Below are 12701 nucleotides of genomic sequence, written 5' to 3'. Positions count from 1 at the left end.
AGGGGGCGACCACTGTACCCCACCGTCGTGTCAGCGGTGTTAACTTCGGCCCATGAGCTTCTTCCAGGCGCCCCCCGTTCTTGGCAACCAGTACGACGACGACGCGTTCCTGCAGGGCTACCTTGCCCGCACCCTTCCAGGGGACTTGTTCCGCTCGCTCCAGGATGACTTCCGCGAGCTGGGCGAGCTGGGGGGCAAGTACTTCTACGAGTTCCAGCAGCGCGACCGGCTGAACGAGCCCGTGCTCACGCAGTGGAGCCCGTGGGGACAGCGCATCGACCACATCGAGGTCACGCCCCTGTGGAAGGAGGCGGAGGCGCTGACGGCGAGGAAGGGCCTGATCGCGGTGGCCTACGAGCAGAAGAGCGGTGCGCTCAGCCGCGTGCACCAGTTCGCGCTGAACTACCTGGTGCAGCCGTCGCTGGATGTCTACTCGTGTCCGCTGGCGATGACGGACGGCGCGGCGCGGTCGCTCCTGTCCCTGGGCAACCAGGCGCTCATCGACCACGCCCTGCCCCGCCTGACGTCGCGGGATCCGGCGACGTTCTGGACGTCCGGCCAGTGGATGACGGAGCGCACGGGCGGCTCGGACGTGGGCCTGACGCTGACGGAGGCGCGGCAGTCCCCCGATGGCTGGCGGCTCTACGGCACCAAGTGGTTCACGTCCGCGACGACAGCGCAGATGGCGCTGACCCTGGCGCGGCCCACGGGCAACGGCCCTGGCGGCAAGGGGCTGGCGCTCTTCTTCGTGGAGACGCGAGACGCGCAGGGCCGGCTCAATGGCATCCAGATCAACCGGCTGAAGGACAAGTTCGGAACGCGCAAGGTGCCCACGGCGGAGCTGACGCTGGACGGGACGCTGGCGGTGCCGGTGGCGGGGCTGACGGACGGCATCCGCAACATGGCGATGATGCTGAACGTGACGCGCACCTGGAACGCGATGGGCGCGACTTGGAGCATGCGCCGCGCGATGGCGCTGGCGCACGATTACGCGAAGCGCCGGGTGCAGTTCGGCGCGCCGCTGTCGGAGAAGCCGCTGCACGTGGACACGCTGGCGGGGCTGGAGGCCGAGTTCCAGGCGGGCTTCCTGCTGGCGTTCCGCGCGGTGGAGCTGCTCGGCAAGCTGGAGACGCGCACGGCGACGGAGCAGGAGCTGCTGCTGCAGCGGCTGGTGACGCCGCTGGCGAAGCTGACGACGGGCCGGCAGGTGGTGCACATCACGTCGGAGGTGTCCGAGTCCTTCGGCGGCGCGGGCTACGTGGAGGACACGGGCCTGCCGCGCATCCAGGCGGACGCGCAGGTGCTGTCCATCTGGGAGGGCACGACGAACGTGCTGTCGTTGGACTCGCTGCGCGCGCTGGCGAAGGAAGGCACGCTGGAGGCGTTCTTCCACGAGGTGGAGGGCCGGCTGTCGAAGGTGACGGACGCGGGCCTGCGGCCGTGCGTGCAGACGGCGCACGACGCGCTGGAGCACGCGCGGGCGTGGGTGTCCGGCGCGATGGCGAACCCCACCACGATGGAGGCCGGGGCGCGGCGCTTCTCCATGACGCTGGGGCGCACGCTGGAGCTGGCGCTGCTCAGCGAGCACGCGCAGTGGTGCCTGGAGCACGGGCACGGGCCGCGCAGCCGGGCGGCGGCGCGGCGGTTCCGGCAGAACGGCGTGGACCTCATCCGGGATGAGATCGACCTGGATGATTCGCGGCTGCTGGGCTGAGCATCACGACAGGTGCAGACGGCGGGCGCCCCCATTAAGAAGCGGGCGCCATGTCCGTCCTGAGCCCCGAGCAGAGCCAGCGCTTCGCCACCGATGGGTATCTCGTGCTGCCGTCCTTCGTGGACAGCGGGACGTGCGAGCGGATGCGGGCCGTCATCCTGGAGCAGCTGGCCTCCGGCGGCGGCCCGGTGGAGTACGAGGCCGACGTGGCCTATCCGGGCTCGCCGGCCAGCCTCGAAGCCGAGGGCGGACGGACGGTGCGGCGGTTGTTGAAGGCCCATGGGCGCTCGCCCCTGTTCGCGGCGTGGTTCGACGACGCGCGGGTGTTGGAGGCGCTGGGGCAGTTGCTGGACGGGCCGGTGGTGCAGGCGCGGGCGCATCACAATTGCGTGATGACGAAGCAGCCGCGCTTCTCGTCGGACACGGGGTGGCACCAGGACGTGCGCTACTGGGCCTTCGAGCGGCCGGAGCTCATCTCCACGTGGTTGGCATTGGGGGCGGAGGCGCCGGAGAACGGCGGCCTGAAGGTGCTGCCCGGCACGCACCGGATGCAGTTCGCGCCGGAGCGCTACGACGCGAAGCTGTTCCTGCGACCGGAGCTGCCGGAGAACGCGGCGCTCATCCAGGGCGCGCAATACGTGCGGCTGTCCCCCGGGGACGTGCTGCTCTTCCACGCGCGGCTGTTCCACGCGGCCAGCCGGAACCACACGGGGGACACGAAGTACTCCGTGGTGGCGACGTACCGGCGGACGGACAACCTGCCCGTCCCCGGCTCACGGTCCGCGAGGGATTGAGGGCAGGCTCACGGCGAGTACTGATACCGCTCGATGATTCGTCCTTCGGGTGAGACGGCGTAGAGCTCGAACCAGTCGAGCTCGAAGTTGCCTCCAGGCCCAATTCCCTCGCAGTGGTCGACTCGCCGATTCACCCGGACGATGTAGACGCCCTTCCCCTTGCCCACGACGACCTCCAGGGCTCGCGCCGTGAAGATGCACTCATTCCTGCGATCCTTGGGGAAGCGACTCACGACGTCCTGAAGGGCCGCATGGGACGCCAGGACTGCGGGTCCATCCAGCGTCGCCATGGGCTCCACGTCCTCCGGCCATTCAAAGGCAGACGTCCCCGCATCCAGCGCAGGGACGAGACGAGGCACTGCGGGGGCCCCCGCATCCGCCTTGGCTCCCTTCTGAGACGGAAGAGGTGTGCCCGCGTCCGCGAGCAGCGCGGCCACCAGCAGCAGCATGGAACCAATCATCACGGGTGCGCTCCGAATGGAGTCGAGAACCTTGCCTGTGCCGCTACCAGGTCAGGTCGGGAGTACATGTCGGCATCACTCCACTGCGACGGAGAATGTTGGAGGTAGCGGGGCGACATGTCGCCTGGAAGGTCCACCCGGCTTCACGTCCCGTCCAGCGGAACACCGCTCCTGACGGGTTCCACTTGTAAAAGCGCGGCGCACTCCGTGGCCCCGTGGCGAGCCAACCCCATGCTGGGATGGGCTCGCCGCGAGCGTCTCGAGCAAGTCGCCCGCTGGGCGTAGAGGCATAAGCGACCAGCACCCAGCCCTCCTCGCCAGCCTTCAGTCGCGGCCAGCTCTCCAGATCCTGGCTGCTTGCTCCCGCTCCACACGGGTGGTTGTGCGCATAGCCAAAAACAGGCAGGTCATCGCCAAAATCCGCGTCATCCACGCCACCAAAGGGCGGCCAGCAGGTTTTCGATGCTCCCGACATGCTGCGCACAGGCCAGGAGACACGTCAGTCCCTGGGGGTGCGATAGAGGGCAACGCAGTACTCGGTGGCATCCGCTCTGGGACGACCTGTTGACGCTTCGCAGGCATCCACCGCCCCGGGAAGCCCCTTGAGAGAAGACAAGGTACTCAGGACCAGATCATCTGGAACGTGAGCCACGTCTTCAATGACCGCAGGAACCTCTGGCCAGGGGCCCGGCGCGATGGAGAGGAAGGAATTGTCCTCTCTTCGGCGCAGCTCTTCGCTCAAGTAATAGCGTTTCGCGCCCGCGCAGGAGAGCAGCCCCAACAAGAATGCTGACGGCGAACTGCACCGTGCCGCGTCTGCTGTTCGGAAGACGCGGCATCGGGACTGACATGCGCTACTTCGCGGCCTGCGCGAGGGCGTCTTCCACGTAGCGGATGCCCTTGGCGGTGATGGCCTTGCCCTTCTTGGTGTCCTGGGCGTAGCCGGCATGCAGACGCAGGGCCTTGGCGGCGTTCGGCGCGGCGTAGGTCACGCCCAGCCCGCTCCAGAAGCGCGACGTCGTTCCGGACGTCACCTCCACGTCCAGCGCCTTCGCCAGGTAGAGCGGGATCAGTGAGCGCAGCAGCTGATCCTTCTCCTTGCCGGCGGAGACCAGGTCCTTCTGGCGCGCGTGGCCGCGCAGCGCGGACTCCAGCACCGACACCGCGTCCTCGCTCGCCCCCTGCGCGGCCTTCTTCGCGGCAGGGGCCTTCTTCGCCGCGCTCTTCTTGCGCGCGGGCGCCGCCTTCTTCGCGGCCGGTGCCTTCTTCGCCGCGCTCTTCTTGCTCGCAGCCTTCTTCGCCTTCGGCGCCGTCTTGCGGCGGGCGGCGGGCGCCAGCTCCATGCGGCCCTCGAAGGGGATCTCCACCACCGTCGCGTCCACCTGACGATCCGGGATCGCGTTGCGCAGGGACTCGATCACCTCATGCACGGACGCGCGCGGGGGCTCGGAGTGCACCGGGCGGGAGACGCGGGTCGGCGCGGGCTCGTTCACCGGCGGCTTGCCCTGCGCATAGTACCGCACCCAATCGCTCGCCTCCTCCACCACTTCCGACAGGCCCACGCGATCGAGCAGCGACCCCAACCACCGAAGACTGTTGCGCACTGAGTACCCTCCCGTTCTGATCCACGCTACTACACTCCAGACAGAAGCAACCTATATCGCTAGCAATACGGGTTGTTCCATGCCCCCGTGGGCCTTCCCGCCCCCTCCCTCACGGATCACAGGAACAGACGTGCAGATGTAGCACGGGGCTCCTCGCTGCTCACTGACGCACGGACACCACGCTGCGCGTCTTCACGTTCGTCACCTTCCCCGAGCGCTCCAGCGTCCCCTCCCCCACGAGGAACAGCGCGCCGTGGATCTCCTGCCTGCACCGCGCATACACCTCCGAGGGCACCACCAGGTTGGCGATCCCCGTCTCGTCCTCCAGCGAGATGAAGCAGATCCCCTTCGCCGTGGGCGGCATCTGCCGGCAGATCATCATCCCCCCCACCTTCACCCGCCGCCCCGCCGACACCCGCTTCAACCCCTCCGCCGTCACCGCCCCCATGCGCTTCAACGTGGGCCTGAGCAGCTCCATCGGGTGCTTCTCCAGGGACAACCCCACCGTGTCGTAGTCCGCCACCACACGCTCCTGGACGTCCATGGGCGGCAACCGCACCGCCGTGCCATCCATGGGCATCCCGAAGAACAGGTCGTCCGCGTCCAGCGGGCCCAGCGCCTGTATCTCCCACAGCGCCTGCCGCCGCGCCCCGCACAGTGACGCCAGCGCCCCCGCCAGCGCCAGCCGCGTCAGCTCATGCCGGGGGATGCGCGCCCTCCGTGCCAGGTCCCCCACGCTCGTGTAGTCCCCCCGCCTGGCGGTCTCCACCGCCCGGCCGGAGGACTCGCCCAGCCCCCGCACCATCCTCAATCCCAGCCGCACCGCCCCGTCCTCCAACGTGCAATCCCAGTTCGAACGGCGCACGTCCACCGGCCGCACCTCCACGCCGTGCCGCTGCGCGTCCGCCACCAGCGTGTGCGGCGCGTAGAACCCCATGGGCTGGGAGTTGAGCAGCGCCGCGGTGAAGGCCGCCGGGTAGTGGCACTTCAGCCAACTGGACGCATAGGCGATCAACGCGAAGCTCGCGGAGTGGCTCTCCGGGAACCCGTAGTGCGCGAACCCGCGGAAGTGATCGAACCACTCCTCCGCCTGCCGCCGTGTGTAGCCGCACGCCTCGCAGCCCTCCACGAACCGGCCCCGGTACGGGAGGATGCGCGTCTCCGCCTGCTTGTGGCTCAGCGCCCGCCGCAGGCCGTCCGCCTCCCCCGCGCTGAAGCCCGCCGCCACCATCGCGAGCCGCATCGCCTGCTCCTGGAAGAGCGGCACGCCCAGCGTCTTCTGGAGGATGCCGCGCACGTCCTCGCTCGCGTACGTCACCGGCTCCTGGCCGTGCCGCCTTCGCAGGTACGGGTGCACCATGTTGCCCACGATGGGCCCCGGCCGGATGAGGGCGATCTGCACCACCAGGTCGTAGAACGTCCGGGGCTGGAGCCGGGGCAGCATGTTCATCTGCGCGCGGCTCTCGATCTGGAACACGCCCACCGTGTCCGCCTCGCACAGCATGTCGTAGACCTTCGGGTCCTCCGGCGGCACCGTGGCCAATGACAGCTCGCGGCCGTAGTGCTGGTGGATCAGGGCGAAGCAGCGCGACAGCGCCGTCAACATGCCCAGCGCCAGCAGGTCCACCTTCAGGAGGCCCACCGCGTTGATGTCGTCCTTCTCCCACTGGATGACCGTGCGCCCCGGCATCGCCGCGTTCTCCACCGGCACCAGGTCCACCAGCGGCTCGCGCGTCATCACGAAGCCGCCCACGTGGATGGACAGATGCCGGGGCACGCCCTCCAGCTCCTTCGCCACCGACAGCGTCCGCTGCACCCGCCCGTCCGTCGGGGACAGCCCCGCCTCCTGGAGCACCTCCGGCGTCACCTGGAAGCCGTGCGACGACGCCACCCGCGACAGCCGGTCCACCTGATCCAACGACAGCCCCAGCGCCTTGCCCGCCTCGCGCAACGCGAGCCGCCCCCGGTAGCAGATCACCTCGCACACCATGCCCGCGTGGCGGCGGCCGTGCTTCTCGTAGACGTACTGGAGCACCTCCTCGCGCCGCTCGTGCTCGAAGTCCACGTCGATGTCCGGCGGCTCCTTGCGCTCCATGCTGAGGAAGCGCTCGAACAGCAGCCCCATCCGCACCGGATCAATGGCCGTGATGCCCAGCGCGTAGCAGACCGCCGAGTTCGCCGCGCTGCCCCGCCCCTGGCACAGGATGCCCCGTCCCCTCGCGAACATCACGATGTCCCACAGCGACAGGAAGTACCCCGCGAAGTCCAGCGCCGCGATGAGCCGCAGCTCGTGCTCGATCTGCCTCGTCACCTCCGGAGGCACTCCCCCCGGATAGCGCGCGCGCAGGCCCGCCTCCGTGAGCACCCGCAGGTGCTCGTCCGCGGTGCGGCCTTCCGGCAGGTCCTCCTCCGGGAAGCGGTAGTGCAGGGCATCCAGGGACGCCTCGCAGCGCGAAGCCAACTCCACCGTGCGCGCCAGTGCCTCCGGCCGGTCCGCGAACAGCCTCGCCATGTCCCCGGGCGATTTCAGCGTCCGCTCCGCGTTCGGGAACAGCCGCGTGCCGGACTGATCCACCGTCACCCCATGGCGGATGGCCGTGAGCACGTCCTGCAGGGGCTGCCGGTCGCGGTGGTGCGTGTGCACGTCGTTGTGCACCACCAGGGGCACGCCCAGCGCCCGGGCCAGGGCCTCCGCTCGCGCTTCCCGGACCGCGTCCCCCGCGGACAGCGAGCGGCTCAGGCCCACGTGGAAGCTCCCGGGAAACGCCTCGGCCAGCGGGGCCACCGCCTCCAGCGGCGCGGGGGCCGGCAACAGCGCGAGCAACCCCGACGCGTGCTCCGCCACCTTGCGCCAGGGCACGCCCGCCTCCCCCTTGGGGTGCGTCATCCGGCCGTGGGACACCAGCCGGCACAGGTTCGAGTACCCGGCCGCGTCGCGCGCGTACACCACCACCGGGGGAGCATCCTCCAGCGTCAGCTCCGCGCCGAGGATCAGCTTCACGCCGCGTTCCTTCGCCGCCAGATGCGCCTTCACCACGCCGTAGAGCCCGTCACGGTCCGTCAGCGCCAGCGCGGACAGTCCCAGCCGGGCCGCCGTGGCCACCAGCTCCTCCGGATGGGAGGCGCCATGCAGGAAGGAGAAGTGGGATCGGCACACCAGCTCGGCGTAGCTCACGCCGGATCAGGATACTGAGCAGGCGTTCAGGCGCTAGATTGGATCGCCGTTCGGCGAGAGGGCGACTTCATGGGTTGTTCCAGACGCGCGGACTGAAGACAGACATCCCCCAGCCCTGTCCGTGACACCTGGCGCCGAGCTGTTTTTTCGCCCGCCCGCGACCAGCACAGCGATTGGATTGCGTATGAATTCCTGCAGGACGCCGTTCAACCCAAGCAGACAGGAGTTCCCACCATGAAGCACACCAAGACCCTTCTCGCTGGCGCTGTCGGTCTCTTCCTCCTTCCCCTGACCGCTGGCGCCGCGCCCCGGCCCTGCCCCGAGCAGTGCAAGCCCACCAGCTCCTGCGGCCTGCTCTGCGACAACGGCGGCGAGATCATCCGGTGCAGCGAGTACGGCATCTGCAGCGGCCTCCTGCAAGTCGCCCCGTCCGAGCCGCAGGCATCCGCGCAGCAGCCCGCGCCCGCGCAGGCAGATGACGCGGAGCTCGTCTGCCGCGCCCCCGTCGAGCAGGCCCAGGGCTGACATTCACCTTCGTCCCACCTCCTGGAGCGGTATCCACACCGCCTCCAGGAGGTACTTCCGGCCAAAGTCAGGGCTCAGAACGGATTCCGCTGCCGCCGCGAATGAAAGAGCATCCGCCCAAATGTTGTCTTTCCGCCCCAGACCTCATCTGGCGCCGGGTGTGTCATTGCCTCTCATCCAGGTCCTCGCGCCGCTGACCGCCAGCGCGCTGCCGCCCGACTGTGATGTCCAGTGCAAGCCCACCCGGTCCTGTACCCTGCTTTGCGCCATGGGCAGCTCGATCATCACCTGCGGCGAATACGGCATCTGCCGTGGCGTGCTGCCGGTGCAGCCCTCCGAACCGCAGGCCTCCGCGAAGCCCGCTCGGACCGACGAGGAATCGGAGGCGGTCTGCCGCGCGCCCGAGGCCCGGGGCTGGTTCGCCGCCGCCATCGCCACAGCCTGGAGCGAGGCGCGCTCCACCTCCCCCAGGAAATCCCCCAGCGCGGCGTTGACCGCATGGGGTTGCCACAGCACCCGATAGCGCGCCCGCGTCAGTGGCAGCTCCGCCGCGGCGGATGAGGCCAGGAGCGCCAGCGAGTGCAGGAGCTCCGGATGCCGCGCCGCCACCCTCAAGCCCACGAGGCCCCATGGACTGGCCCACGAAGTGGCACGGCGCCAGCCCCAGGGCCTGGATGACCGCCACCGCGTCCTCGTACACGGTGCGCAGGTCGATGACCGAGCCGCCAGGCGGAGGCTCGCTCAGGTCCTGTCCACGGTGGTCGTACACGATGCAGCGACAATGGCCCTGGAGGGCCTCCACTGTCCTCGTAGTACAATCTCGCGCCACGGATGGACAGGGAGGGCATCTGATTTTCCCCCGGCTGGGACCCGCTTAAGTCCTTGCCCGGACCCCACCCTCCTTCCGGATTGATTCCAGCTGCCCGCCCGGTTTGACAGAGGACCGAAGCGGCTGCCAAACAAGGACCCCATGGACCCCACCGCCTGGCAGCTCTGGCTCATCGCCGCGATCGCCCTGGGCGTGCTGGAGATCAAGCTCTCCGGCTTCGTGACGCTCTGGTTCGCCGTGGGCGCGCTGATGGCCGCCCTGGTGGCCGGCGCGGGCCTGGGCCTCAACAGCCAGCTCTTCGCCTTCACCCTGGTGTCCGCCATCCTCTTCGGCGCGTCCCGCACCATCTTCAAGAACATTTTCATGCGGGACGCCGTGCATTTGAAGACCGGCGTGGAGGCGATGCTGGGCCAGGAGGCGGTGGTGACCGAAGCGCTGGAGGACGGGCCCGGAGGCACCGTGCGCATCAACGGCGAGTTGTGGATGGCGCGCTCCCTGTCCGGGCCCCTGCCCGAGGGCGAGCGCGTCACGGTGGAGCAGATCGAAGGCCTCAAATTGTGGGTGCGACGCCCGTCTGCGTCCCCCGAAGTCGCGCTGCAACCGGCGCGTCAGAAGAAGAAGGAGAACGCAGGATGGGACTGACCATTGTTCTGCTCGTCGCGGCCGCGGCTGTCGTGTTCGGGCTCGTCACCGGAGTGCGCATCGTTCCCCAGGCCAAGGTGATGGTCGTGGAGCGGCTGGGGAAGTTCCACCACGTGGCCTCCAGCGGCCTCAACATCCTCATCCCCTTCATGGACAGCCCCCGCGCCATGGAGATGCGCGCCGGCAACCGCTTCACGCGCAACACCCTGGTGGACCTGCGCGAGCAGGTCATGGGCTTCGAGACCGTCCAGGTCATCACCCATGACAACGTCAACATGGAGGTGGGCTCGGTCATCTACTACCAGATCATCGACCCCAGCCGGGCGCTCTACCAGGTGGAGAACCTGGCGCTCGCCATCGAGCAGCTCACCATGACCAACCTGCGCAACGTCATGGGCGGCCTCACGTTGGATCAGACGCTGACCAGCCGCGAGACGGTCAACTCCAAGCTGCGCAACGTGCTGGACGAGGCCACGGAGAAGTGGGGCGTGAAGGTGACGCGCGTGGAGCTGCGTGAAATCGAACCGCCCCAGGCCATCAAGTCCGCCATGGCCAAGCAGATGACCGCCGAGCGCGAGCGCCGCGCCGAGGTCACCAAGGCCGAAGGCGACAAGGCCGCCGCCATCCTCCAGGCCGAGGGTGAGAAGATCTCCCGCATCCTGCGCGCCGAGGCCGAGCGCGACGCGGAGATCGCCCGCGCGGAGGGCCACAAGCGCGCCGTGATGCTGGAGGCCGAGGGCAAGGCCGAGGCCACCCGCCTCACCTTCGAGGCCATCCACACCGGCCGGGCCACGCCGGAGGTGCTGGCGCTGCGCTACCTGGAGACGCTCCAGGAGCTGGGCAAGGGCGACAACAAGATGTTCGTCCCCTACGAGGCCACCGCCGCGCTGGGCTCCATCGCCACGCTGAAGGAGGTCTTCGCCAAGGAAGACGCCCCGGCCGCCGCGCCCCAGGCGCTCCCGCCCCGTGCGCCCGCTCCATCGGCCGCCGCGCTGAGCGCCCAGGCCCTGGCCCGCAACGCGGCTGCCAGCTCCACCCTCCCCGCCACGCGCCGGGTGCAGCCGCCGCCGTCGGAGGAGTAGTCCCCGCCCCGCGGGAATCGTTGTCAGGGCACCGGCGTTTTTCCGTCGGTGCCCGCGCCACGGCACACGTCCGGCCTTGTCATCCGCCCGGGCCGTGCCGCATGCTGCACCTGAAGCACCGGCTGTCCACGCGGGGAGATGTCAGAGATCTTCCCCTGAACGAGGTCCGCAGACCCTTGAAGCTGCACGCCTGAAACCCCGGTCCCCCGCTGTACCCCGCCGCCGCGCGCCCTGATGGGCGTGTGCGCTGGCTTCCGGTTTCAGGAGTCGCTTCACATGCCCTCGTCCTCTTCCTCCGTGCGCGCGCACGACGTGTGCTTTTCGTTCACTGATGCCATCCCCGTCCTCACGGACGTGGAGTTCCACCTCGCCCCGGGCTGGACGGGCCTCGTCGGTCCCAACGGCGCCGGCAAGTCCACCCTGCTGCGCCTCTTGTCCGGGGAGCTGAAGCCCACGTCCGGGCAGCTCCAGTTCGAGCCGGACTCGCCGCTCGTGTGCCTGTGTCCGCAGGGCGTGGAGGAGCTCACGCCCGACATCACCGCCTTCGCGGACGCCTGGGACGCGCTGGCGCGCAGGCTCCAGGGCCAGCTGGGCCTGGACGTCACCGCGCTGGAGCGCTGGCCCACGCTGTCCCCGGGCGAGCGCAAGCGCTGGCAGGTGGGCGCGGCGCTCGCCCGCGAGCCGGACGTGCTGCTGTTGGATGAGCCCACCAACCACCTGGACGCGGAGGCGCGCACGTGGCTGGTGGCCGCGCTGCGCCGCTTCCGGGGCGTGGGCGTCGTCGTGTCCCACGACCGCGAGCTGTTGGAGACGCTCACCCAGGCCACGCTGCGCGTGCACGGCGGCGAGGCCCACCTGTACCCGGGCGCCTACTCCGCCGCGAAGGGCCACTGGGAGGCGGAGCGCGAGGCGGAGATCGCCTCCCACCAGCAGTCCAAGGCGGAGCGCGACCGGGCCGCGCAGTTGCTGGACAAGGCCCGGCGCGAGCACCAGGGCGCCACCCTGTCGCGCAGCACCAGCCGGCGGATGCGCAACAAGAACGACAGCGACGCGCGCTCCATCATGGCATCCACGAAGGCCAGTTGGGCGGAGTCGCGCCTGGGCCACCAGGTCACCGTGAAGCGCCGCGAGCTGGAGCGCGCTGAATCCGCCGTGGGCACCTTCACCGTGGACAAGACGGTGGGCCGCTCCGTGTTCGTGGACTACGTGCGCTCGCCCAACCCGTGGCTCTTCACCTTCGACACGCCGGGCCTGAAGGCCGGCGACGTGGAGGTGCTGGGGCCCACTCGCCTGGACGTGGACCGCGAGGCGCGCATCCGCATCGAGGGCCCCAACGGCGCCGGCAAGACGACGCTGCTGAAGGCCCTGCTGGAGCAGGCGCGCGTGCCCCGCGAGAAGCTGCTGTACCTGCCCCAGGACCTGAGCGCGGAGGAGACGCGCGCCATGCTCGATGCGGTGCGCGAGCTGCCTCCGGAGGAGCGCGGCCGGGTGATGTCCCTGGTGGCCGCGCTGGGCGTGGATCCGCACCGGCTGCTCGGGTCCGGACAGCCGTCGCCCGGCGAGGCGCGCAAGCTGGCCATCGCGCGCGGCCTGGGCCAGCACGCCTGGGCCCTGGTGTTGGACGAACCCACCAACCACCTGGACCTGCCGTCCATCGAGCGGCTGGAGGCGGCGCTGCACGACTACCCCGGCGCGCTGCTGCTCGTCACCCACGATGCCCCCTTCGCCCGCGCCTGCACCACCACGCGCTGGCTGGTCGCGAACGGACGCGTCGAGGTGGAATGAGCCACCCGGCCGCCGGGGTGGAGTGAAGACAGACACTGTCGGGAAAACGCTGAAACACGTTTTCTCCAGTGGGGGCTCAGTCCTAGAAGA

Annotated in this window: 10 protein-coding genes and 1 pseudogene; 6 read left to right on the top strand and 5 right to left on the bottom strand. The window is 69.6% G+C overall.

Going from position 1 to position 12701, the window contains the following annotated elements:
- The first annotated feature begins 52 nt into the window (after positions 1-52).
- Together KYK13_RS19855 and KYK13_RS19850 are read left to right on the top strand one after the other, a co-directional pair.
- The gene (locus tag KYK13_RS19855; RefSeq protein WP_223631594.1) at positions 53-1714 is read left to right on the top strand and encodes an acyl-CoA dehydrogenase family protein; all 1662 of its coding nucleotides are present in this window, start codon (positions 53-55) and stop codon (positions 1712-1714) included.
- A 50-nt stretch (positions 1715-1764) separates the two neighbouring features.
- Positions 1765-2508: a phytanoyl-CoA dioxygenase family protein gene (locus KYK13_RS19850; RefSeq protein WP_223631593.1), complete on the top strand. Its 744-nt coding sequence runs from the start codon at positions 1765-1767 to the stop codon at positions 2506-2508.
- An 8-nt stretch (positions 2509-2516) separates the two neighbouring features.
- On the opposite strand, the gene KYK13_RS19845 is transcribed toward KYK13_RS19850, so the two are convergent.
- From KYK13_RS19845 to KYK13_RS19835, 3 genes are all read right to left on the bottom strand, one after another.
- A complete protein-coding gene (locus KYK13_RS19845; protein ID WP_223631592.1) occupies positions 2517-2969 on the bottom strand; it encodes a hypothetical protein in 453 nt (150 codons plus the stop codon).
- Between the two features lie 854 nt (positions 2970-3823).
- Positions 3824-4573, bottom strand: coding sequence for a hypothetical protein (locus KYK13_RS19840; RefSeq protein ID WP_223631591.1), 750 nt, complete (start codon positions 4571-4573; stop codon positions 3824-3826).
- Between the two features lie 160 nt (positions 4574-4733).
- Complete coding sequence (locus KYK13_RS19835) at positions 4734-7748, bottom strand: error-prone DNA polymerase (protein WP_223631590.1); 3015 nt, start codon at positions 7746-7748, stop codon at positions 4734-4736.
- A 234-nt stretch (positions 7749-7982) separates the two neighbouring features.
- Between KYK13_RS19835 and KYK13_RS19830 the strand changes: the two genes are divergently transcribed.
- Positions 7983-8273 (top strand): hypothetical protein, encoded by a 291-nt coding sequence (locus KYK13_RS19830; RefSeq protein ID WP_223631589.1) that lies wholly within the window; start codon positions 7983-7985, stop codon positions 8271-8273.
- Between the two features lie 144 nt (positions 8274-8417).
- Here the strand turns inward: KYK13_RS19830 and KYK13_RS19825 are convergent, their stop codons facing one another.
- Entirely contained in the window at positions 8418-8894 is a 477-nt protein-coding gene (locus KYK13_RS19825) for a hypothetical protein (RefSeq protein WP_223646957.1), read from the bottom strand.
- A gap of 64 nt (positions 8895-8958) precedes the next feature.
- Positions 8959-9042: pseudogene (locus KYK13_RS38885) on the bottom strand (hypothetical protein); the annotation flags it as partial.
- Positions 9043-9243: 201 nt separating this feature from the next.
- Here KYK13_RS38885 and KYK13_RS19815 point away from each other — a divergent pair.
- The 3 genes from KYK13_RS19815 to KYK13_RS19805 all read left to right on the top strand — a co-directional run bounded on the left by KYK13_RS19815 (position 9244) and on the right by KYK13_RS19805 (position 12611).
- Positions 9244-9744: an NfeD family protein gene (locus KYK13_RS19815; RefSeq protein WP_223631588.1), complete on the top strand. Its 501-nt coding sequence runs from the start codon at positions 9244-9246 to the stop codon at positions 9742-9744.
- Positions 9735-10826, top strand: coding sequence for an SPFH domain-containing protein (locus KYK13_RS19810; RefSeq protein WP_223631587.1), 1092 nt, complete (start codon positions 9735-9737; stop codon positions 10824-10826). The genes KYK13_RS19815 and KYK13_RS19810 overlap by 10 nt, the downstream gene beginning before the upstream one ends.
- Positions 10827-11102: 276 nt before the next feature.
- Positions 11103-12611 carry an ATP-binding cassette domain-containing protein gene (locus tag KYK13_RS19805; RefSeq protein ID WP_223631586.1) on the top strand — a complete coding sequence of 503 codons (1509 nt, stop codon included), beginning with the start codon at positions 11103-11105 and terminating at the stop codon, positions 12609-12611.
- The last annotated feature ends 90 nt before the right edge of the window (positions 12612-12701 follow it).

This window comes from Corallococcus sp. EGB (assembly GCF_019968905.1).
Lineage (GTDB): Bacteria > Myxococcota > Myxococcia > Myxococcales > Myxococcaceae > Corallococcus.
Note: the sequence above shows the minus strand (reverse complement) of the source record. Positions and strands in the feature narration are given on the sequence as shown.

Excerpts from the sequence above, each read along its gene's own strand:
- KYK13_RS19855 (WP_223631594.1), top strand. The coding sequence starts at position 53 with ATGAGCTTCTTCCAGGCGCCCCCCGTTCTTGGCAACCAGTACGACGAC.
- KYK13_RS19850 (WP_223631593.1), top strand. The coding sequence starts at position 1,765 with ATGTCCGTCCTGAGCCCCGAGCAGAGCCAGCGCTTCGCCACCGATGGG.
- KYK13_RS19845 (WP_223631592.1), bottom strand. The coding sequence starts at position 2,969 with ATGATTGGTTCCATGCTGCTGCTGGTGGCCGCGCTGCTCGCGGACGCG.
- KYK13_RS19830 (WP_223631589.1), top strand. The coding sequence starts at position 7,983 with ATGAAGCACACCAAGACCCTTCTCGCTGGCGCTGTCGGTCTCTTCCTC.
- KYK13_RS19815 (WP_223631588.1), top strand. The coding sequence starts at position 9,244 with ATGGACCCCACCGCCTGGCAGCTCTGGCTCATCGCCGCGATCGCCCTG.
- KYK13_RS19810 (WP_223631587.1), top strand. The coding sequence starts at position 9,735 with ATGGGACTGACCATTGTTCTGCTCGTCGCGGCCGCGGCTGTCGTGTTC.
- KYK13_RS19805 (WP_223631586.1), top strand. The coding sequence starts at position 11,103 with ATGCCCTCGTCCTCTTCCTCCGTGCGCGCGCACGACGTGTGCTTTTCG.